This window comes from Hydrogenophaga crocea, from assembly GCF_011388215.1.
Classification (GTDB): Bacteria; Pseudomonadota; Gammaproteobacteria; order Burkholderiales; family Burkholderiaceae_C; genus Hydrogenophaga; species Hydrogenophaga crocea.
In genome coordinates this window covers 1284019-1304737 of the sequence record NZ_CP049989.1, presented here as the reverse complement: position 1 = coordinate 1304737, position 20719 = coordinate 1284019, and the positions used below count along the sequence as shown (strand labels likewise).

General features: G+C 70.2%; 24 protein-coding genes. 14 read left to right on the top strand and 10 right to left on the bottom strand.

Annotated elements, in window-relative coordinates; translation table 11 throughout:
• Positions 1-2 precede the first annotated feature (2 nt).
• A complete protein-coding gene (locus G9Q37_RS06395; RefSeq protein WP_166226165.1) occupies positions 3-461 on the bottom strand; it encodes a PA2169 family four-helix-bundle protein in 459 nt (152 codons plus the stop codon).
• Positions 443-2674 (bottom strand): ATP-binding protein, encoded by a 2232-nt coding sequence (locus G9Q37_RS06390; protein WP_166226162.1) that lies wholly within the window; start codon positions 2672-2674, stop codon positions 443-445. The genes G9Q37_RS06395 and G9Q37_RS06390 overlap by 19 nt, the downstream gene beginning before the upstream one ends.
• A gap of 26 nt (positions 2675-2700) precedes the next feature.
• On the opposite strand from G9Q37_RS06390, the gene G9Q37_RS21925 reads away from it, so the two are divergent.
• The gene (locus tag G9Q37_RS21925; RefSeq protein WP_277345039.1) at positions 2701-2835 is read left to right on the top strand and encodes a hypothetical protein; all 135 of its coding nucleotides are present in this window, start codon (positions 2701-2703) and stop codon (positions 2833-2835) included.
• Positions 2836-3175: 340 nt separating this feature from the next.
• Entirely contained in the window at positions 3176-4624 is a 1449-nt protein-coding gene (rpoN, locus tag G9Q37_RS06385) for an RNA polymerase factor sigma-54 (RefSeq protein ID WP_166226159.1), read from the top strand.
• 85 nt (positions 4625-4709) lie between these two features.
• On the opposite strand, the gene G9Q37_RS06380 is transcribed toward rpoN, so the two are convergent.
• Positions 4710-5363, bottom strand: coding sequence for a hypothetical protein (locus tag G9Q37_RS06380; protein ID WP_166226156.1), 654 nt, complete (start codon positions 5361-5363; stop codon positions 4710-4712).
• 62 nt (positions 5364-5425) lie between these two features.
• Between G9Q37_RS06380 and G9Q37_RS06375 the strand changes: the two genes are divergently transcribed.
• Entirely contained in the window at positions 5426-5602 is a 177-nt protein-coding gene (locus G9Q37_RS06375; protein ID WP_166226153.1) for a hypothetical protein, read from the top strand.
• Positions 5603-5779: 177 nt separating this feature from the next.
• Positions 5780-5938 (top strand): hypothetical protein, encoded by a 159-nt coding sequence (locus tag G9Q37_RS06370; protein ID WP_166226150.1) that lies wholly within the window; start codon positions 5780-5782, stop codon positions 5936-5938.
• A gap of 84 nt (positions 5939-6022) precedes the next feature.
• Here G9Q37_RS06370 and icd read toward each other — a convergent pair whose 3' ends face one another.
• On the bottom strand, positions 6023-7276 hold the full coding sequence (icd, locus tag G9Q37_RS06365) for an NADP-dependent isocitrate dehydrogenase (protein WP_166226147.1): 1254 nt from the start codon (positions 7274-7276) through the stop codon (positions 6023-6025).
• Positions 7277-7402: 126 nt separating this feature from the next.
• Between icd and G9Q37_RS06360 the strand changes: the two genes are divergently transcribed.
• Entirely contained in the window at positions 7403-7852 is a 450-nt protein-coding gene (locus G9Q37_RS06360) for a DUF192 domain-containing protein (protein ID WP_166226144.1), read from the top strand.
• Positions 7853-7903: 51 nt separating this feature from the next.
• On the opposite strand, the gene G9Q37_RS06355 is transcribed toward G9Q37_RS06360, so the two are convergent.
• The 3 genes from G9Q37_RS06355 to xseA form a co-directional block, all read right to left on the bottom strand.
• Positions 7904-10141 carry an NADP-dependent isocitrate dehydrogenase gene (locus G9Q37_RS06355; RefSeq protein WP_166226141.1) on the bottom strand — a complete coding sequence of 746 codons (2238 nt, stop codon included), beginning with the start codon at positions 10139-10141 and terminating at the stop codon, positions 7904-7906.
• A gap of 200 nt (positions 10142-10341) precedes the next feature.
• Positions 10342-10923 (bottom strand): Fe-Mn family superoxide dismutase, encoded by a 582-nt coding sequence (locus G9Q37_RS06350; protein ID WP_166226138.1) that lies wholly within the window; start codon positions 10921-10923, stop codon positions 10342-10344.
• A gap of 74 nt (positions 10924-10997) precedes the next feature.
• Positions 10998-12257, bottom strand: a complete 1260-nt coding sequence (gene xseA / locus G9Q37_RS06345; protein WP_166231020.1) for an exodeoxyribonuclease VII large subunit — start codon at positions 12255-12257, stop codon at positions 10998-11000.
• 348 nt (positions 12258-12605) lie between these two features.
• On the opposite strand from xseA, the gene G9Q37_RS06340 reads away from it, so the two are divergent.
• The 6 genes from G9Q37_RS06340 (at position 12606) to adk (ending at position 16496) form a co-directional block, all read left to right on the top strand.
• Positions 12606-13247 carry a MotA/TolQ/ExbB proton channel family protein gene (locus tag G9Q37_RS06340; protein WP_166226135.1) on the top strand — a complete coding sequence of 214 codons (642 nt, stop codon included), beginning with the start codon at positions 12606-12608 and terminating at the stop codon, positions 13245-13247.
• A complete protein-coding gene (locus G9Q37_RS06335; RefSeq protein WP_166226132.1) occupies positions 13244-13678 on the top strand; it encodes an ExbD/TolR family protein in 435 nt (144 codons plus the stop codon). The genes G9Q37_RS06340 and G9Q37_RS06335 overlap by 4 nt, the downstream gene beginning before the upstream one ends.
• A 5-nt stretch (positions 13679-13683) precedes the next feature.
• Entirely contained in the window at positions 13684-14715 is a 1032-nt protein-coding gene (gene lpxK / locus G9Q37_RS06330) for a tetraacyldisaccharide 4'-kinase (protein ID WP_166226129.1), read from the top strand.
• Positions 14716-14736: 21 nt separating this feature from the next.
• Positions 14737-14943 carry a Trm112 family protein gene (locus tag G9Q37_RS06325; RefSeq protein ID WP_166226126.1) on the top strand — a complete coding sequence of 69 codons (207 nt, stop codon included), beginning with the start codon at positions 14737-14739 and terminating at the stop codon, positions 14941-14943.
• Between the two features lie 34 nt (positions 14944-14977).
• Entirely contained in the window at positions 14978-15703 is a 726-nt protein-coding gene (gene kdsB / locus G9Q37_RS06320) for a 3-deoxy-manno-octulosonate cytidylyltransferase (protein ID WP_166231018.1), read from the top strand.
• Between the two features lie 136 nt (positions 15704-15839).
• Positions 15840-16496 (top strand): adenylate kinase, encoded by a 657-nt coding sequence (gene adk, locus G9Q37_RS06315; RefSeq protein ID WP_166226123.1) that lies wholly within the window; start codon positions 15840-15842, stop codon positions 16494-16496.
• A gap of 58 nt (positions 16497-16554) precedes the next feature.
• On the opposite strand, the gene G9Q37_RS06310 is transcribed toward adk, so the two are convergent.
• Genes G9Q37_RS06310 through G9Q37_RS06300 form a run of 3 tightly spaced genes read right to left on the bottom strand, consistent with a single transcriptional unit; the run spans position 16555 to position 18434 of the window.
• Positions 16555-17034 (bottom strand): DUF6152 family protein, encoded by a 480-nt coding sequence (locus G9Q37_RS06310; protein WP_205710730.1) that lies wholly within the window; start codon positions 17032-17034, stop codon positions 16555-16557.
• Between the two features lie 23 nt (positions 17035-17057).
• On the bottom strand, positions 17058-17477 hold the full coding sequence (locus G9Q37_RS06305) for a hypothetical protein (RefSeq protein WP_166226120.1): 420 nt from the start codon (positions 17475-17477) through the stop codon (positions 17058-17060).
• Positions 17478-17480: 3 nt separating this feature from the next.
• Positions 17481-18434 carry an asparaginase gene (locus G9Q37_RS06300; protein WP_166226118.1) on the bottom strand — a complete coding sequence of 318 codons (954 nt, stop codon included), beginning with the start codon at positions 18432-18434 and terminating at the stop codon, positions 17481-17483.
• Between the two features lie 70 nt (positions 18435-18504).
• On the opposite strand from G9Q37_RS06300, the gene lexA reads away from it, so the two are divergent.
• From lexA to G9Q37_RS06285, 3 genes are all read left to right on the top strand, one after another.
• Positions 18505-19188 (top strand): transcriptional repressor LexA, encoded by a 684-nt coding sequence (gene lexA, locus G9Q37_RS06295; RefSeq protein ID WP_166226116.1) that lies wholly within the window; start codon positions 18505-18507, stop codon positions 19186-19188.
• A 128-nt stretch (positions 19189-19316) separates the two neighbouring features.
• Positions 19317-19622: a hypothetical protein gene (locus tag G9Q37_RS06290; RefSeq protein ID WP_166226113.1), complete on the top strand. Its 306-nt coding sequence runs from the start codon at positions 19317-19319 to the stop codon at positions 19620-19622.
• An 81-nt stretch (positions 19623-19703) separates the two neighbouring features.
• Positions 19704-20711 carry a D-2-hydroxyacid dehydrogenase family protein gene (locus G9Q37_RS06285; RefSeq protein ID WP_166226110.1) on the top strand — a complete coding sequence of 336 codons (1008 nt, stop codon included), beginning with the start codon at positions 19704-19706 and terminating at the stop codon, positions 20709-20711.
• Positions 20712-20719: the final 8 nt, after the last annotated feature.

Here is a 20719-nt window from a genome sequence, read left to right as displayed (position 1 = left end):
GCTCAGGCCGTCGAGCGCGCGCGGGCCTCTTCGCGCAGGCGCCGCACCTGCTGGTGGTTGCGCCGCGCGCCCTCGAACTGGCGCTCCACCACCGCGCGCACGTCGGGCGGCAACTGCTGGTCGAGCGCACGGCGGTAGCGCTCGATCGCCACGTCCTCGCCGCGTTCGGCTTCTTCCAGCATGTTCAGGTCGCTGTAGCCGGCCAGCGTGCCTTTCACGGCCACCCAGCCGCGGTGCGCCGCACCGGCCACCGAGCCGCGCGCTTCGGCCTCACCGCCCAGGTGCACCACCAGGCTTTGCAGTTCGGACGCCGCCTGGCGGCATTCCTCGCTGCGCAACTCCAGCAGGCGCTGCAGCTCGGGCGAACTGGCGTGTTCGGCCGTGCTGCGAAAACCGAACTCGCCGTCCTTGCAGGTTTCGATCAGGTCATTGAGCACGTGAATCAGGGGTTTGTTGTCCATGGTGTGTCCTCGCAATGGGTTGAACGGGAACGGCCGCCCGCGACGGCGCCCATGCCTGGGGCACGCGGCGTGCCTGCACGCGGGCCCGGTCCGTCGAGCGCGGGCCGCAGCGCCTCGAGCAGCACGGCGGGTGCGCAGGGTTTGCGCAGCACGAGAAAGCTCTCGGCGCCGACCAGGCTGCTGCCGTTCGCGCTGATCAGCACGACGTGCACCCCGGGCCAGCGCGCGCGCACCGCGTGCGCCAGGCCCACACCATCCATCGGGCCCGGCATGGCCACGTCGCTGAGCACCACGTCGATCGGCGGGCCGCGCTCCAGCCGCTCCAGCGCCTGACCCGCGTGCGTAACGCGCTCCACGCGCGCGCCCATGGTCTCGATCAGCGCCACGGTGACATCGCCCAGCGTGTCGTTGTCCTCGGCCACCAGCACACTCGCCGCCAGCGGTGCGGCGCTGGCGCGAGGCCCCACCGCCGACGAACGCTCGGGCTCCACCGCGGGCAGCACCAGCGTGACCGTGGTGCCCTCGCCGGGCTGGCTCACGAGCAAGGCCTTCCCGTGCGCCTGTGAACACAGGCCGTGCACCTGGCTCAGGCCGAAGCCTGCGGTGGTGTCGTCGTCCTTGGTGGTGAAGAAGGGTTCGAAGGCGCGCCGCACCTGCTCGGGCGCCATGCCGGGGCCATCGTCGCGCACGGCGATGGCCACGTAGCGGCCGGACGGCAGGTCGGCGGTGAGCGCCGGTGCCGCGGCTTCGGCCGTCACGGCCACACGGCCGCCTTCGGGCAGCACCTCGCGCGCATTGAGCGCGAGGTTGATGAGCGCGAGTTCGAGTTCGTCCGGGTCGACGTGCACGCACAACCCTTGGTCGCGCACCTCGATCTCCAGCGCCACACGCTTGCCCAGCACCACACCGAGCATGTCGCGCAATTCGGGCAGCCAGTGCGCGAGCACGAGCTTGCAGGGCCGCGTGCTCTGCCGGCCGCCAAAGCGCAGCAGGTGCTGCATGAGGCCGCTGGCCGCATCGACCGCGCGCAGGGTGGCCGCCAGCGGCATGGCCAGTGCCGGCGTGTTCGCGTGGCGCTGGATCAGGTGGGCGCTGTTGCTGATCACGCCGAGCAGGTTGTTGAACTCGTGCGCCACGCGCCCGGTGAGACGGCCCAGGGCCTCCACGCGTTCGCGCCGCGCCGCCCAGCGCTCGGCCTGGCGGGCGCGCTGCACTGCCTCGTCCACCTGGCGCCGCAACTCGCCGCGCGCGACCAGCATCGCCGCCACCACGCCCGCCACGAGCAGGAGCACCGCGCCCAGCAGCAGTGCGAAGGCCTGGTCGGCGTAGCCCGGGGCGAGTTGCGCACGGGGCACGGTGGTGAGGTAGACCCAGCCCTCGGGGGCGCGGCGGTAGTACACGCGCATCGTGTCGCCTTCGGCCGTCTGCAGGGCGAAGCGCCCGTCGCGTTGCTCGCCGGCCAGGCTCTCGCGCAACAGCGCGAGCAGCGGCAAGGCATCGGTGCCTTCGGGGTTTTGGACGCCGCGCGCCCCCAGACCCGGTTCCGCGCCGTTGCGCGCCGCACGGTGCAGCAGCACCTGACCGTGCGCGTCGAGCAGCCAGCCGCCCCAGCCGGGCGGGACCGGGTACTCGTCGAGCACCTTTTGCAGCCGGGCCAGCGGAATGCGCAGGCTTAGTCCCAGGGCGGTCGCGCGCGCGCCCCGCCCCGCGTCGCCCCGCAGCACCGGCTCCAGCAGGCTCAGACTGCGGTCCGCGTCCTTGCCTGGCCCGGCAACCAGGCGCGCCGCCGACGAGGCCGGCGATGCATCGGGATGCAGGGGCGGCGGCTCTGCCGCGGGGGGCGCGCGCGACACCGGCATCCCGCGCGGCAGGCGGGTGTCCGTCCAGACCGTGGCCCCGCTGGTGAGCTGCACCGACACCGGCAGGCCGGCGATCGCGCGACGCGCCGTGTCGTCGAAGGCCAGGCGGTCGCGCTCGGCCAGCGGCGGCGCGCGGTCCAGCAGGGGCGAGGCGGCCAGCGTGTGCGCGATGCCGCTGTAGCGGTTGAGCTCGCGCTCGATCGCCAGGGCCCGGGCCTGGGTGCTGTCGCGTGCGTGGTGGTCGATGGCCGCGTGGCCGTTCTGCCAGCCGCGAAACACCACCCAGGCGATCGCGCCCAGGGCCGGCAAGAGCACGGCCAGAACCAGAAGCACCAGACGGGAACGGATCGACATGGAAAGCCTGCGCACAGGGTCGGGGGATGACAACACTCGCGCCGCGGCAGGCAAGCGGTGTGCCCGCGGCCGTGCCCGATCACGCCGCCCCCGATCGCGCGATGGCCGCGCTGGCCCAGGCCTTCCGGGCCCACGCGGTGTGGCAGTCGACCTGGCTCTGACCGGCGCTGCCCGACGACACGCGGCTCGAACCCCTGCGCGAGGCCCTGGCCGAGGCGCGCGCGGCCTGGTGGCAGGAAGAAGCCCCCGATTGACAGCCTCGCCGTCGGCAACTCTTGCCGCAGCATGCGCCGACGCAGCGCGCTGCCCCGGCAGATTTTTCGGGCCGGACGCGTGGGCGCGGCCGTGGGCGCGGCGGCGCGCGCAGCCCGCAAGCCCAGCAACGGCGCGGGTTCGCGCGCCGTGAGGCCGGCGTGGCGTGCGGTCCGGCACGGGGGTTGCAAAAGCCCAGGGTGCCGCCGGCCCCGGCCGGCAAACCACCGGCCTGCCACAGGAGACCCCATGGGACTGGAGTTCCGCACCGAAACCCGCCAGACACAAACCCTGTCGCCGCGGCTGCAGCGCGCCGTTCAGTTGCTGCAAATGTCTTCGCTCGACTTCGCGGCGCTGGTGCGGCAAAAGCTCGGCGAAAACCCGTTTCTGGAGAGCGACGAAGACGGCGAGACACCCGCCGACCCCGACCGCGACACCGCGGGCGGGCCCGAGGCCACCGACCCAGGCGCAGACGACACACCGCGCGAGCCCGACACCTGGGACGCGGCCACGCCCGAGGCCGCCGACGACCGCGAGATCTGGACCAGCGATGGCCCGGGTCAGGCCAGCGGCACGGGCGATGGCGAGACCAGCGCCATGGACCTGACCGCGGGCGACACCACGCTGGCCATGCACCTGCACGCCCAGCTCAACCTCATGCCGCTGTCGGCGCGCGACCTGTGCCTGGCGCGCGCCATCGTGGATTCGCTCGACGACGACGGCTATCTGCGCACGCCGCTCGAGGAAATCGCCGCCCTCGTGCGCGGCGAAACCACCGCGCACGAGGGCGACATGCTTGTGGCCCTGCGCCTGGTGCAGTCGCTCGAGCCCGCGGGCGTGGCCGCGCGCGGCGTGGGCGAGTGCCTGTGGCTGCAGGTGCGGCTGCTGCCCGACGAGGCCCTGCGTGCGGTCGCCGGGCGCATCGTGACCGAACACCTCGATGCGCTGGCCGCTCGCGACGTGCCGCGCCTGGCTGCCGCGCTGGGCGAGCCGATCGCGCGCGTCGAGGCCGCGGTCGACCGCATCCGCCGGCTCGACCCGCGCCCGGGCTGGCGACTGGGCTCCTCGCGCATCGACTACATCGTGCCCGACGTGATCGTGCGGCGCCTGCGCGGCCAGTGGGCCGTGCAGCTCAACCCGGCGGTGGTGCCACGCGTGCGCCTGAACCAGGTGTACGCGCAGCTCTACCAGCAACACAGCGCGCGCCAGGCCTGCCCACTCGGCGAACATCTGCAGGACGCGCGCTGGACGCTGCGCAATGTGGAGCAGCGCTTCTCGACCATCCTCGACGTGGCACGCGCCATCGTGCGGCGCCAGCGGCACTTCCTCGAGTTCGGGCCCATGGCCATGCGCCCGCTGGTGCTGCGCGAGATCGCCGAGGAAGTGGGGGTGCACGAATCGACGGTTTCGCGCGTGACCAACAACAAGCACATGGCCACGCCGCTGGGCGTGTTCGAGCTCAAGTACTTCTTCTCGCGCCCCATGGTGAGTGCCAGCGGCGGTGCGTGCTCGGCCACCGCCATCCGCGGGCTGATCAGCGACATCATCGCGGGTGAAGACAGCAGCCGTCCGCTGTCGGACGCCGAGATCACGCGCCAGCTCGCGGTCCAGGGCCTGGTGGTGGCGCGTCGCACGGTCACCAAGTACCGCCAGCTGCTGCGCATCGACCCGGTGGAGAAACGGCGCCGGCACAGCTGAAATCGCCGGACACCGCGGCAAAGGGCCGGGCCCTGTTCACCAGGGCCCGGCCGGACATCAGTGGGACCGCGTCACGGCGGCGGCCTCATTTGTGGCGTTCGCTCGAGCTGCCGGCGTGCGTGTCCTGGCCCGACGAAGCGCTGCTGCCACCTGCGCCGGAGCCGCTGCTGCCCGTGCCCGAGCCACCACCCTTCTGACGCTGGCTGCGCCACTGCGAGAAGTCGTCGGAGAACTTGCTGAAGCGCTCCTGCCGCCAGGCGTGGTAGTCGTCGTCGAGCGCGCGCATCTGTTCGTTGCGCCACTGCCAGTAGTCGGGGTCGTCGTGGTGTTGACGGCCCTGGTGGTCCTGCTCGCCAACGCGGCCTCCATAGCCGCCTCCCATCTGGCCCTGACCGCCGGTGCCGTAGCTCGCGTGTTCCCCGAAGCGCTGGCCGCCGTAGCCGCCCTGCTGCCCATAACCGCCAGGCCCGCCATAGGCAACGCCGCCTTGCTGCCCCATGCCGCCGGACTGGTAGGCGCCCTGTTGGCCTCCGTAGCCGCCCGACCGGGAGTCGCCCGGGTACTGGCCCGAATAGCCGCCAGGGAAGTCGCCCTGGTAGCCGCCGCGCTGGGCGCCACCACCACCGTAGGCCTCGTAGGATTGACCGGGGCTCTGGTCATGGCCCTGCTGCTGCGCTTCCTGCTGGCGCGGTGCTGCCTGGCCGCCCTGGCGGCGGCCGCGCTCGTCGTGTTGTGACATGTGGAACTCCTTGGATCGGTGTTGAGAAGGACTGACCGGCAGCCGCCGGCCAGTGCGCCCGCATGGCAAGCCCCGTTCCCGATCAAATTCGTGTCGAAGGTGTGGCGCCAGCGCGCTTCACCGAGCGCCTCGATGTCCTCGGCCGAGGCCTGCACGGCGGCACGGCTGAACGCGCCGTCGCGCACGTCGCCAGGCAGCAGCAGGCAGCGCTGGCCCTCGGCCTGCACCGCGGGCGCTGAGGGCTTGGACATGGGCAACGCCTCGATGGGCGGGCTGGAACGGGAAGGCACCCGGCGGGCAATCGCGGTACCCGCGATTCGGTGCCCGGCCCCGCCCGCCGCGCCCCAGGCACCGCAATTGCCCGACGCAGCGCGCCGGCATGCCGCCGGTACCGCATCAACTTTCAGGAGATCTCGATGAACCAGCCGAACCGCAACACCGACAACACCCAACGCCAGCAGGAAACGCCCTCGCGCAAGCCGCAGGAACAGCAGGAACAGCAAAGCGGCTCGCGCACCCCGCAGCGCGGCGAGGGCAACAACCGCAACGAGGGCGGCAGCCGCCAGCAGCGCTGATCCGGCCTGGCCCCATGCAAAAACCCCTGGGGCCTCACGGCGCCCAGGGGTTTTTGCCGGGTGGTCGGCGCAGCGCCCTGCGCCTCACATCTGCTCGATCATCACCTCGCCGAAACCCGAGCAGCTCACCTGCATCGCGCCGTCCATGAGGCGCGCGAAGTCGTAGGTGACCTTCTTGGTCTGGATGGCCTTTTCCATCGCGTCGATGATGAGGTTGGCCGCTTCCTTCCAACCGATGTGGCGCAACATCATCTCGGCCGAGAGGATGGACGAACCCGGGTTCACGTAGTCCTTGCCCGCGTACCGGGGCGCGGTGCCGTGCGTGGCCTCGAAGCAGGCCACCGAGTCGCTCATGTTGGCGCCGGGCGCGATGCCGATGCCCCCCACCTGCGCGGCCACCGCGTCGGAGATGTAGTCGCCGTTGAGGTTGAGCGTGGCGATCACCGCGTACTCGGCCGGGCGCATCAGCACCTGTTGGAAGAAAGCGTCGGTGATCGCGTCCTTGATCACGATCTGGCGGCCGGTGCGGGGGTTCATGACGCGGCACCAAGGGCCGCCATCGATCAACTCGGCCCCGAATTCGCGGCGCGCCAGCGCGTAGCCCCACTCGCGGAAGCCGCCTTCGGTGAATTTCATGATGTTGCCCTTGTGCACGAGCGTGACGCTGGGCTTGTCGTGGTCGATCGCGTACTGGATGGCCTTGCGCACCAGGCGCTCGCTGCCCTCGACCGACACCGGCTTGACGCCCAGCGCCGAGCTCTCGGGGAATCGGATGTTGTCCGCGCCGAGCTCGTCGTGCAGGAAGCGGATGAGCTTCTTCGCCTGCGGCGAGCCGGCCTCGTATTCGATGCCGGCGTAGATGTCTTCGGAGTTCTCGCGGAAGATCACCATGTTGGTCTTGTGCGGCTCTTTCAGCGGCGAGGGCACGCCCTTGAAGTACCGCACGGGGCGCAGGCAGACATAGAGGTCGAGCGCCTGGCGCAGCGCCACGTTGAGCGAGCGGATGCCGCCGCCCACGGGCGTGGTCAGCGGCCCCTTGATGGACACCACGTACTCCTTCACCGCGGCCACGGTTTCGTCGGGCAGCCACACATCGGGACCGTACAGCCGCGTGGCCTTCTCGCCCGCGTAGACCTCCATCCAGTGGATCTTGCGGCGCCCGCCGTAGGCCTTCTCGACCGCGGCGTTCACCACCTTGAGCATCACCGGCGTCACGTCCACGCCCACGCCGTCGCCCACGATGTAGGGCACGATGGGCTCGTCGGGCACCTGCAGCGACCTGTCGGCGTTGACGGTGATCTTCTGGCCCTGCGCGGGCACCTGGATGTGCTGGTACATGTCGACGGGAATGCGGGTGGCGGACAGACAAGGGAAAAGAAATTCTAGACGCTGGGCTTTGGCGCCCCTGGGGCTGGCGATGGCACACAATGCGGCGGTCGCCACCCCTGACCGCCGTCACGCCGCATGAAAGCCTTGTTCACCCGTCTGCTCGCCCTGTGCCTGTTCGCCACGGGTCCGGCCTGGTCGCAGGACGCGCCCCAGACCCAGTTGCCCCGCGTGTCGCTCAGCGCGGGCATGCACCTCATCAACGCACAGGTCGCCAGCACCCACACCTCGCGCATGGTGGGCCTGATGCACCGCCAGGACATGCCCGCCAACGAAGGCATGCTCTTCGTGTTCGAGCAGCCCGCCACGCAGTGCTTCTGGATGAAGAACACGCTGCTGCCGCTGACCGCCGCCTTCCTGGCCGACGACGGCACCATCGTGAACCTGGTCGACATGCAACCCCAGAGCCTCGATTCGCACTGCTCGGCCAAGCCCGTGCGCTACGTGCTCGAGATGCACCAGGGCTGGTTCGCCAAGCGCGGCCTCAAGGCCGGCGCGCGGCTGAGCGGCCCGCCCTTCGTGAAATGAAAAAAGCCGCCCGGGTGGGCGGCTTGCGTGGCAGGCCCGGGGCCCGATCGATCAGGGCTTGACCAGGGACAGCGCTTGGTTGAACGTGGCGCTCGGGCGCATCACGGTCTCGAGCTTCTGGAAGTCGGGCTTGTAGTAGCCACCGATGTCCACCGGCTTGCCCTGCACCTCGGCCAGCTCCTTGACGATGGTCGCCTCGTTGTCGGCCAGCGCCTTGGCCAGCGGCGCGAACTTGGCGGCGAGCTCGGCGTCTTCGGTCTGCGCCGCGAGCTCCTGGGCCCAGTACATGGCCAGGTAGAACTGGCTGCCGCGGTTGTCGAGCTGGCCGGTCTTGGGGCTGGGGTTCTTGTTGTTGTCCAGCAGCTTGCCGGTGGCCGCGTCCAGCGTCTTGGCCAGCAGCTTGGCGCGCGGGTTGTTGTTCTTGAGGCCCAGGTCTTCGAAGCTCACGGCCAGGGCCAGGAACTCACCGAGCGAGTCCCAGCGCAGGTGGTTTTCTTCCACCAGCTGCTGCACGTGCTTGGGCGCCGAGCCGCCCGCACCGGTTTCGTACATGCCGCCGCCGGCCATCAGCGGCACCACCGACAGCATCTTGGCGCTGGTGCCCAGCTCCATGATGGGGAACAGGTCGGTGAGGTAGTCGCGCAGGATGTTGCCCGTGGCGCTGATGGTGTCGAGGCCGCGGATCACGCGCTCGAGCGTGTAACGCATGGCGCGCACCTGGCTCATGATCTGGATGTCCAGGCCCGAGGTGTTGTGCTCGTGCAGGTACATCTTGACCTTGGTGATCAGCTGCGCCTCGTGCGGACGGTACTGGTCGAGCCAGAACACCACCGGCATGCCCGAGTTGCGCGCGCGGGTCACGGCCAGCTTCACCCAGTCGCGGATGGCGGCGTCCTTCACCTGGCACATGCGCCAGATGTCGCCCTGCTCCACGTCCTGGCTCATGAGCACTTCGCCGGTGTCCAGGTCGGTGATGTTGGCCACGCCGTCTTCGGGGATCTCGAAGGTCTTGTCGTGCGAGCCGTATTCCTCGGCCTGCTGCGCCATCAGGCCCACGTTGGGCACGGTGCCCATGGTGCGCGGGTCGAAGGCGCCGTGCCACTTGCAGAAGTTGATCATCTCCTGGTAGATGCGGGCGAAGGTGCTCTCGGGCATCACGGCCTTGACTTCCTTCAGGCGGCCGTCGGCGCCGTACATCTTGCCGCCGGCGCGGATCATCGCGGGCATGGACGCGTCCACGATCACGTCGTTGGGCGAGTGGAAGTTGGTGATGCCCTTGGCCGAGTCGACCATGGCGAGTTCGGGGCGGTGCTCCTGGCAGGCGTGCAGGTCGCGCTTGATCTCGTCCTGCTTGCTCTGCGGCAAGCTGGCGATCTTGTTGTAGAGATCGACCATGCCGTTGTTGACGTTCACGCCGAGCTCGTCGAACAGCTTGCCGTGCTTCTCGAAGGCTTCCTTGTAGAAGATCTTCACGCAGTGGCCGAACACGATGGGGTGCGACACCTTCATCATGGTCGCCTTCACGTGCAGCGAGAACATCACGCCGGTCTTGTGCGCGTCCTCGATCTGCTGCTCGTAGAAGGCCAGCAGGGCCTTCTTGCTCATGAACATCGAGTCGATCACCTCGCGGTCGAGCAGCGCGACCTTGGGCTTGAGCACGATGGTCTTGCCGCTCTTGGTGATGAGCTCCATCTTGACGTTGCGCGCGCGGTCCAGCGTCATCGACTTCTCGCCGTGGTAGAAGTCGCCGTGGTGCATGTGCGAGACGTGGGTGCGCGAGGCCTGGCTCCACTCACCCATGCTGTGCGGGTTCTTGCGGGCGTACTCCTTCACGGCCTTGGGCGCGCGGCGGTCCGAGTTCCCTTCGCGCAGCACCGGATTCACGGCGCTGCCGATGCACTTGTTGTAGCGCGCGCGGATGTCTTTTTCTTCGTCGGTCTGCGGGTTCTCGGGGTAGTCGGGAATCTTGTAGCCCTTGTCCTGCAGTTCCTTGATCGCGGCCTTGAGCTGGGCCACCGAGGCGCTGATGTTGGGCAGCTTGATGATGTTGGCCTCGGGCTTGAGCGTGAGCTTGCCCAGCGCACTCAGGTTGTCGGGCACACGCTGCGCTTCGGTGAGCAGTTCGGGGAACTGGCCCAGGATGCGGCCGGCCACCGAGATGTCGCTGGTCTCGATGTTGATGCCCGCGGGCGCCGCGAAGGTGCGGATGATGGGCAGGAACGCGCTCGTGGCCAGCAGGGGGGCCTCGTCCGTCAGGGTGTAGATGATGGTGGGTTGCTGGCTGCTCATGGCTTATCTCCAGAAATTGTTGGGTGCGGCAATCCGACGCCCGACATTGTGCTTTCGGCGCCAGGGCCGGGTCCGCGTTTTCGGGACCAAACTCCCACAATGCAAAAAACGCGCAAAGAAATTTGCATGCCAACGGACGCCGGACAAGAAAAAGGGCCCGAAGGTTGCCCTTCGAGCCCCGGCGTTCGGCCTGCGGAAAATCAGGCGAAGTTCTTCTCGGCGAACGACCAGTTCACGAGCTTGTCGAGGAAGGTCTCGACGAACTTGGGACGGGCGTTGCGGTAGTCGATGTAGTAGGCGTGCTCCCACACGTCCACGGTGAGCAGGGCCTTGTCGGCGGTGGTCAGCGGGGTGCCGGCGGCGCCGGTGTTCACGATGTCCACCGAGCCGTCGGCCTTCTTCACCAGCCAGGTCCAGCCAGAGCCGAAGTTGCCCACGGCGCTCTTGGTGAAGGCCTCTTTGAAGGCGGCGTAGCTGCCCCACTTGGCGGTGATGGCCGCGGCCAGCGCGCCGGTGGGCTCGCCGCCGCCGTTGGGCTTCATGCAGTTCCAGAAGAAGGTGTGGTTCCAGATCTGCGCGGCGTTGTTGTAGATGCCACCGGAAGACTTCTTCACGATGTCCTCGAGCGCCATGGCTTCGAACTCGGTGCCCTTTTGCAGGTTGTTGAGGTTCACCACGTACGCGTTGTGGTGCTTGCCGTGGTGGTATTCCAGGGTTTCGCGGCTGTAGTGCGGGGCCAGGTCGTCCAGACCGTAGGGCAGTGCCGGCAGGGTGTGTTCCATGCGCGTCCTCTTCTGTGTGGTTGTGGGTGGATCGGCGATTGTAGGCAGCGTGGGCGACGGCCACGCCAACGGGGTTATGCGTCGGCAGGCCCGCGCACCCGCAGGGGCAGCACGCCGTCGGCCAGCGTGGCCTGCAGCGCGGCGCCCGGCAAGGCCTGTGCCACCCCGGTGATGGCGTGGCCGGCGTCGTCGGTGAGGTACGCGTAGCCGCGCTGCAGCACGAGGCGCGGGTCGAGCAGGCCGAGCGCGGCCTGCTGCCGCGCGAGGCGTTCGCGCTGGCGCTCGAGGCCGCGCGCCACGCCCTGGGGCAGGCCCAGCGCGAGCTGCTGCTGCCGCGAGGTCTGACGCTGCAGCCACAGGCGCGTGCCGCCCTGCAGCCGCGCCTGCAGCACCTGCAGGTGCTCGCGCGCCTGCGACAGCCGCGCCGCGGGCCGGCCCAGGCGCTGCGCAAGGCGGTCGAGGCGCTGGGCCTGGGTGTCGATCGCATCCTGCGCCGCGCCCTGCAGGCGCTCTTGCAGGTATTCGAGTTCGCCAAGCCGCTGCTCGCGCGGTGCGGCGCAGAGCTCGGCCGCGGCCGTGGGCGTGGGCGCACGCAGGTCGGCCGCGAAGTCGACCAGGGTGAAATCGGTCTCGTGGCCCACGCCGGCGATCACGGGCAGGGCCGAGCCCGCGACGGCGCGCACCACCGCCTCGTCGTTGAACGACCACAGGTCTTCGAGCGAGCCGCCACCACGCACCAGCAGCAGCACGTCGCAGGGGCCGCGCTCGCCGCGGTGGGCGTTGGCCGAGGCCAGCGCGGCCACGATCTCGGCCGGCGCCTGCGCGCCCTGCACCGAGGCCGGGAACACCGTGACCGCCACGTGCGGCACGCGCCGGCGCAAGGCGGTGGCCACATCGCGCAGGGCCGCGGCCCCGAGCGAGGTGACCACGCCGACGTGGCGCGGATGCGCCGGCACGGGGCGCTTGCGTCCGGGCTCGAACAGGCCCTCGGCCTGCAGCTGCGCCTTCAGGCGCAGGAACTGTTCGTACAGGCTGCCCTGCCCCGCGGGCTTCATGCCCTCGACGATCAGTTGCAGGTCGCCGCGCGGGCCGTACACGTCGAGCCGGCCTCGCACCTGCACGCGCAGGCCGTCGCGCGGCGCGAAGCCGATGCCGTCGGCGACGCGGCGGAACATGGCGCAACGCAGCTGGCCGGCGTCGTCCTTGAGCGAGAAGTAGCAATGCCCGCTGGCCGCGCGCGAGAAGCCCGAAAGCTCGCCCTGCACCGCGACGGGATTGAAGCGCGCCGACAAGGTGTCGGCCACGGCTCGCACCAGCGGGCCAACCGCCCACACACGCTCGGTGGATGGCCCCTGCGCGGCCGCGGATGCAGCGCCGCCGGGGTTTTCAGGGTCAAACGTGTCCACAGGCCGCGCCGTTGCTGGGGTTGTTGTCGTGAATGCCCGACAGGCCGCCGCATGACGCCCAGGGCCTTGATTCCAAAGCGGAATGTGCTGCCGAAAAAACGGGCATTCCAGCCAAGACCGCAGCGGCGCTGCACCGTGCGGGCTTGTTCGCCGGGTTCTTCACAAAGTTATCCACAGAAGTTGTGAATGAGAAGCTGCGGGCAGTGCGGGGGGGCTGGGCCATAATCCGCCGCGTTGTGCGGTGCCGTCGGCACCAACGTCATCCGGAGCCCAGAGTTGCTGTCCATCATACAAGCCGCTGGTTGGCCGATCTGGCCCCTGATCATCTGTTCCGTGCTGGGCCTGGCCCTCGTCATCGAGCGCTTCATCAGCCTCAAGACCAGCAAGATCGCACCGCCCAAACTGCTCGACGAAGCCATCATGGTGTCGCGCAACGGCATCCCCGGCCCCGACGTGGTGGCGCAGCTCGAACAGAACTCGCTGCTGGGCGCGGTGCTGGCCACGGGATTTCGCACCTTCAACGCCAACCCGCGTGCCACCGCCGAGGACCTCAAGGCCAACCTCGAAGGCGCGGGCCGCCATGCCGCGGCGCGCATGCAGAAGTACCTGGGCGCGCTGGCCACCATCGCGTCGGCCGCGCCGCTGCTGGGGCTGCTGGGCACGGTCATCGGCATGATCGAGATCTTCGGCTCGCAGGCCGGTGACGGCATGGGCGTGGTGGCCGGCGGCGGCAACCCGGCCCAGCTCGCGCACGGCATCTCGATCGCGCTCTACAACACGGCCTTCGGCCTCATGGTGGCGATCCCTGCCCTCATCTTCTGGCGCTACTTCCGCGCCCGCGTGGACGAGTACCTGCTGACCATGGAAGTGGCGGCCGAACGCTTCGCGCGCCACCTCATGACCGTGCGCAAGCCATGAACTTCCACACCCGCGGCACGCGCGATGAACCCGAGATCAACCTGATCGCGTTCATCGACATCCTGCTGGTGGTGGTCATCTTCCTGGTGCTCACCACCACCTACAGCAAGTTCACCGAACTCAAGGTCAACCTGCCGGTGGCCGATGCCGAAGCCCCCAAGCAGAACCCGCGCGAGGTGGTGGTGGCCGTGGGGGCCGACGGGCGCTATGCGATCAACCGCCGCGTGCTCGAGGGCTCCAGCGTGGAACAGCTCACCGCCGCGCTGCAGGAAAGCGCCGAGGGCGGCCGCGAAACCGTGGTGGTCATCAGCGCCGACGCGGCCGCCGCGCACCAGGCCGTCATCAACGTGATGGACGCCGCGCGCCGCGCGGGTCTGGTGCAGATCACCTTCGCCACGCAACAGGGCAGCGCCGGCGCGCGCACGCGCTGAGCCGCATGCCGCAGGCCGCGCGCGAGTCGGGCTGGCAGGGCATGGCGCAGCGGCGCGGCCCGCTGGCCTGCCTGCTGTGGCCGCTCTCACTGGTCTACCGCGCCCTGCTGGGCCTGCGCCGCGCCGCCTACGGGCTCGGCTGGCTGCGGCCCCGGGCGCTGCCCGTGCCCGTGCTGGTGGTGGGCAACCTTGTGGCCGGGGGCGCCGGCAAGACCCCGACCACGCTCGCGCTGATCGAGCACCTGCGGGCCCGCGGCTGGCGCGTGGGCGTGGTCTCGCGCGGCCATGGCCGCCGCGAGGACGCGGTGACCGAGGTGCGCGACGACACCGATCCCGCACGCAGCGGCGACGAGCCGCTGCTGATCCGCCGCCGCACCGGCGTGCCGGTGTGGGTGGGCCGACGCCGCGTCGACGCCGCGCAGGCGCTGCTGGCGGCTCACCCCGAGGTGAACCTCATCGTCTGCGACGACGGTCTGCAGCACTGGCCCTTGCGCAGCGACCTGCGCATCGCCGTGTTCGACGCGCGCGGCCTGGGCAACGGCTGGCTGTTGCCCGCGGGCCTGCTGCGCGAACCCTGGCCGCCGCGCGCCGGCAGCACGCAGGCCCCGCAACTGCTGCTGTGCCCGCCCGACCTTGTGCTGCCCGTTCCCGCGGGCATGGCGCGTTTCGGCGTGCGCCGCGGGCTCGCCGCGCAGGTGGTGGACCTGCAGGGCCGAACGCGCGCGCTGCACACCTTCTCGGACACGCCCTGCGCGGCGCTCGCCGCCATTGCTCGACCCGAGGCCTTCTTCGGCATGCTGGCCGCGGCCGGCGTGCGGCCGCAGCGCCTGCTGCCCCTGCCCGACCACGCCGACGCCAGCGCCTTGCGGCGGGCCCTCGCCGGCTGGCAGGGCCCGGTGCTGTGCACCGAGAAAGACCTCGTCAAGCTCGCCGGCCTGCCGGCCTCGCAGCCGGCCTGGGCCGTGCCGCTGCGGCTCGACATCGACCCCGGCTTTTTCGCCGCCGTGGACGCCCACCTCGCCACCCTGCGCCGCTGAGCCCCGCCTATCATTCGCGCCATGGAAGCCAAACTGCTCGAACTGCTGGTGTGCCCCGTCACCAAGGGCCCGCTGATCTACCAACGCGAACGGCAGGAGCTGCACTCGCGCAGCGCGCGCCTGGCCTACCCCATCCGCGACGGCATTCCCATCCTGCTCGAACACGAAGCGCGCCCGCTGACCGAAGAAGAAGCCGCGCGCCCGCCAGCGCCGCGCGCGCCCGACTGACGTGAGCGGCTTCACCGTGCTGATCCCGGCGCGCATGGCCTCGAGCCGGCTGCCGGACAAACCCCTGGCCGACATCGCCGGCCTGCCCATGGTCGTGCGCGTGGCACAACGCGCGGCCCTCAGTGGCGCCCTGCGCTGCGTGGTGGCGGCCGACGACGCGCGCATCCTGCGCGCCTGCGAGGCGCACGGCGTCGAGGCCGTGGCCACCCGCGCCGACCACCCCAGCGGCAGCGACCGGCTCGCCGAGGCCTGCGCCTTGCTCGGCCTCGATGGCGACGACCTGGTGGTGAACGTGCAGGGCGACGAACCCCTGATCGAGCCCGCGCTGATCGGCGCGGTGGCCGAGAAGCTGCGCGCGCACCCCGGCTGCGCCATGAGCACCGCGGCCCATGCGATCGAGCGCCGCGACGACTGGCTCAACCCCAATGTGGTCAAGGTGGTGCTCGATCGCGACGGCATTGCGCACTACTTCAGCCGTGCCCCCATCCCCTGGTGGCGCGATGGCATGGCCCAGGGTGATGGCCTGCCCTCGCCCGCACCGTTGCGGCACGTCGGCATCTATGCCTACCGCGCAGCCTTCCTGCGCCGCTTTCCCGGCCTGCCCGTGGCGCCCACCGAGCGGCTCGAGTCGCTCGAGCAGCTGCGGGCCATGTGGCACGGCGAGCGCATCGCCGTGCACCTGAGCGCGCACGCGCCGGGCCCGGGCGTGGACACGCCGCAAGACCTCGAGCGCGTGCGCGCCCTCTTCGCCGCGCGCTGAGGCCTGCAGCCCCGGCGCGGCGTAAGGCTGTGTCAGGGGGCGCATGCTATCCTCGCCCGGTTACCCCCGGCGCCCATGCCCAGGGGCGTCGCCCGAGGCAAGCGACGACGCGATTCAAACTCTGAAAAGGAAACCGATGAGACTGATTCTGTTGGGCCCACCGGGGGCTGGCAAAGGAACGCAGGCGGCGTTCATCTGCCAGAAGTTCGGCATCCCCCAGATCTCCACGGGCGACATGCTGCGCGCGGCCGTCAAGGCCGGCACGCCGCTGGGCCTGCAGGCCAAGGCCGTGATGGACGCGGGCGCGCTCGTGAGCGACGACCTGATCATCAACCTCGTGAAGGAACGCATCGCCCAGCCCGACTGCGCGAACGGCTTCCTCTTCGACGGCTTCCCGCGCACCATCCCGCAGGCCGACGCCATGAAGGCCGCGGGCGTCAAGCTCGACTACGTGCTCGAGATCGATGTGCCCTTCGACGCCATCATCGAGCGCATGAGCGGCCGCCGCTCGCACCCGGCTTCGGGCCGCACCTACCACGTCAAGTTCAACCCGCCCAAGGCCGAAGGCAAGGACGACGTGACCGGCGAGCCCCTGATCCAGCGCGACGACGACAAGGAAGAGACCGTCAAGAAGCGCCTCGAGGTGTACAGCGCACAGACCCGCCCGCTGGTGGACTACTACCGCCAATGGGCGCAGAACGACGCCGCCGCCGCGCCCAAGTACCGTGCCATCAGTGGCGTGGGCAGCGTGGAAGACATCACCGCGCGCGCGCTGCAGGCCCTGTCGGCCTGAACCCGCCCCGCGCCAGCGCAAGCCCCGCCCCGGCGGGGCTTTTTCATGCGCGCCCGGCTCAGGCCGGGCTCGAACGCAGTCCGTAGGTCTTGTCGCCCACGAACAGGTACTCGACGCGCAGCACCGGCTCACCGCGTTCGCCCTGGAAGGTGAAGCCCACCATCGCGATGCTGTCGCCCACCTTCACCTCGCTCACCTGCCACTGGTTCATGCGGAAGATGGGCGCGAGCTCGATCTGCCAGCGCCTGTCCTTGCGCGTGGGCACCACCGCGCGGCGCAGCAGACCCGCGCCGTCCACGCCTGCGGTCTGCGCGGGCAACGGCCGCTGCGCGAGCGCAGCCGGCACGGCCAGGCCCTCGGGCACTTCGAGCACCAACTCGGCATGCGGGTTGCGCCAGGCCGCCTGCACGACGCGGCCTTCGAGGTAGATCGGGCGGTCCTGATCGAAGCTGCTCCAGCCGTGGTGGGCGCGGGCCAGGCCGGCCACGCTGCCCAGGGCGAGCGCGCCACCGGCCTGCAGCAGGTTTCTGCGGTGCATGAGGGTCTCCTTCGTCGAGCGGTTCACACGTAGCCGATCCAGCGGCCGCAGGTGATGACCAGCAGCCACAACAGCGTGGACACCGCCATCAGCGCGCGCGCCGGACCGTCGAGGCGCTGCAGCGAGCCGCGCGCATGGAACAGGCCCGCGTTGCAGGCGGCCACCGCGATCAGCGCCATCTTGGCTGTGAACACGCGGTTGGCCAACAGTTCCTGCGGCATGGTGGCGAACATCACCAGGCCGCTCACCGCGCACAGCGAGAAGCCCGCCACCGCGATCGACAGACCCAGGCGGGCCAGCGGTTCGGCCGGCAGGGCCGGACCGAAGCCCCAGACCCGCGCCTCGATCAGCACCAGATTGCCCAGCAGCAAAGCGATGCCCACGATGTGGGCCACCTCGAGCATGGGATAGGCCCAGGGGTGCGAGGCCAGCGCGGCGAACATGGCTCAGCCCGGCAGCAGGTCGAGCGCCAGCGCCCAACGCGCCTTCACGGGCGACAGCCCGTCAAGCGCCTCGAAGGCCTGCGCGGGATGGCCCACCAGGGGCGCGCCGCTGCGCGTGGCCAGCACCACGCGCACACCGGCGTCGCGCGCGGCCCGCAAGGCCTGCAGCAGGTGCTGGTGCACCGAACCATTGCCGGTGCCGGCCACCACCAGCCCCTGCACCCCGGCCGCACACAGCGCCTCGACCTGCCAGGCGCCAGCGTCGGCATGGCTGTCGATCCAGGCCACACGCGGCAGCGCCGCGGCCGCGAGGAAGGCCGCGCAGCGCGGCCCGTGGCGGCCTTCGGCGGGCCAGTCGCGGAAGCGCCGCACGCGGCCCTCTTCCACCTGGGCGATCGCGCCCGCGTCGCCCGAGTCGAAAGGATCGGTGCGGTAAGGGTGCTGCTTGGCCACTTCGAACGCGCCGTGCACCCGGCCCGCGCACACCACGGTCACGCCGCGCGCGCCCGGGTGCGCGGCCACCGCGAGCGCATCGCTGAGGTTCTGCGGACCGTCGGGCGACACCGCGGTGGCGGGGCGCATGGCACAGGTGAGCACCACGGGCTTGGACGGCACCAGCAGGGTCTGCAGCAGGTAGGCGGTTTCCTCGAGCGTGTCGGTGCCGTGCGTGACCACCACGGCCTGCACCTGCGGATCGTGCAGCAACGCCTGCACGCGCCGCACCAGCGCCTGCAGCTCGGCCAGGCGCATGTCCTTGCTGTCGATTTGGGCCACCTGCTCGAAGCGGATGTCCAGCCCGGCCAGCGCCGGCAGCCCCGCTGCCAGGTCCTCCACGCGCACCTGGCCCGCCTCGTAGCCGACGTTGTCGCCGGCCTGCCGGGCCCGGCCGGCGATGGTGCCGCCCATGCCCAGCACCACGAACCGGGCGGTGGAATCTTCACGTGCCACTTGCGTCATCCTCGATAACTGGTTAAAAATACAGGCACTGGATACCCGAACAGTATCCGAACACCGACCGCGAGGCCCCATGCAAGACACCGCTGCCAGCCCCAAGCTCACCGCCCGCCAGCAACAGATCCTGTCGCTGATCCAGAGCACCATCGCCCGCACCGGCGCGCCACCCACGCGTGCCGAGATCGCGGCCGAGCTGGGCTTCAAGTCGGCCAATGCGGCCGAAGAGCACCTGCAGGCGCTCGCGCGCAAAGGCGTGATCGAGCTCGTGAGCGGCACCTCGCGCGGCATCCGGCTGCGCCGTGCCGACCTGCAGAGTATCAATGAGTCGCGCGAGCGCCAGATGGCCCTGCCCCTGCCCGGCCTCGCCCAGCTCGTGCTGCCCCTGATCGGCCGTGTGGCCGCGGGCTCGCCCATCCTTGCCCAGGAACATGTCGACCAGACCTACGCGGTCGAACCCGGCCTGTTCCAGCGCACGCCCGACTACCTGCTGCGCGTGCGCGGCATGTCCATGCGCGACGTCGGCATCCTCGACGGCGACCTGCTTGCGGTCGCGGCCACGCGCGAGGCGCGCAACGGCCAGATCGTCGTGGCCCGGCTCGGCGACGACGTGACCGTGAAGCGCTACATGCGCTTGCGCGACCACATCGAATTGCACGCCGAGAACCCCGACTACCCCACCATCGTGGTCGAGCCCGGCGAACCCTTCGAGATCGAAGGCTTGGCCGTGGGCCTGATCCGCAACAGCTTCCAGAACTGACCCGACCGGGTCCACGCCACCGTTGCGGGTGGCGGGCGTTGGGCCCTCACCCCGGTGAGCGGCACAACCCCGCGACGGCGGCTTCCACGATCAATCCTGCCTGTGTTCAACCCCGAAAGGCGTTTCACATGGGACTGTTCTTCCAATCCAGCAGCTGGCGCAAACCCCTGCAGCTCATCGAATGCTGGCTGCCCGAGCCTTCGCTCACGGGCCGCAGCGCGGCGCTGAGCCTGGCGCAGGCCGCCACGCCCACGCCCGCGGTGCGCCGCTTCGCGCGCGCGGGCTGGCTCGGCCGGCCCGCGGCCAACGAGTCGCTGGCGCGTGGCCGTCACGACGGCCGCGTGGCCCTCGCGGGCCGCATCGACGAGGTGTGCCGCGAACTCGATCGCCTGGCCGACCGCGAAGCCCAGGGCCGACGCCGATTGGCGCGCTGAGCGCGCGGGCTACATCCGGAAGCACCTTGGCGCCCTGGGGCGGCCGAAGGGTCATGAAGCGCGCGGGCACAATAAGCGCCCATGAACATCGTGATCCTCGACGACTACCAGGACGCCGTCCGCAAGCTGCAATGCGCTGAGAAACTCGAGGCCTATCCCGCCAAGGTCTTCACCAACACCGTGAAGGGGGTGGGCCAGTTGTCGGTCCGCCTGCGCGACGCCGACATCGTCGTGCTGATCCGCGAACGCACCCACATCACGCGGCAACTGGTCGACAAGTTGCCGCGGCTCAAGCTCATCGCCCAGACCGGTCGCGTGGGCAGCCACATCGACGTGGCGGCCTGCACCGAGCGCGGCATCGCCGTGGCCGAGGGTGTGAGCTCGCCTGTGGCCACGGCCGAACTCACCTGGGCCCTGGTGATGGCCGCCATGCGGCGCATTCCGCAGTACGTGTCCAACCTCAAGCACGGGGCCTGGCAGCAGTCAGGCCTCAAGTCGTCGGCCATGCCCGCCAACTTCGGGGTCGGCATGGTGTTGCGCGGCAAGACGCTGGGCATCTGGAGCTACGGCCGCATCGGCTCCATCGTGGCCGGCTACGGCCGCGCCTTCGGCATGCGCGTGGTGGTGTGGGGCTCGGAAGAATCGCGCGCCCGCGCCCTGGCCGACGGCCACGACGTGGCCACGAGCAAGGAAGGTTTCTTCGAAAGTTGCGACGTGCTGAGCCTGCACCTGCGGCTGAGCGAGCGCAGCATGGGCTGTGTGAAGCTCGACGACCTGCAGCGCATGAAGCCCACGGCGCTGATCGTGAACACCTCGCGCGCCGAGATCATCGAGCCCGAGGCCCTGCTGGCTGCGCTCAACCGGGGCCGACCGGGCATGGCGGCGGTCGATGTCTTCGAGTCCGAACCCATCCTGCAGGGCCATGCGCTGCTGCGGCTCGAGAACTGCATCTGCACGCCGCACATCGGCTACGTGGAGCAGGAGAACTACGAGACCTTCTTCAACTCGGCCTTCGACAACGTGGTGAACTTCATCAAAGGCACGCCGACGAACATCGTCAACCCGGGCGCCCTGCAGGTCCGGCGCTGACCGGCCGC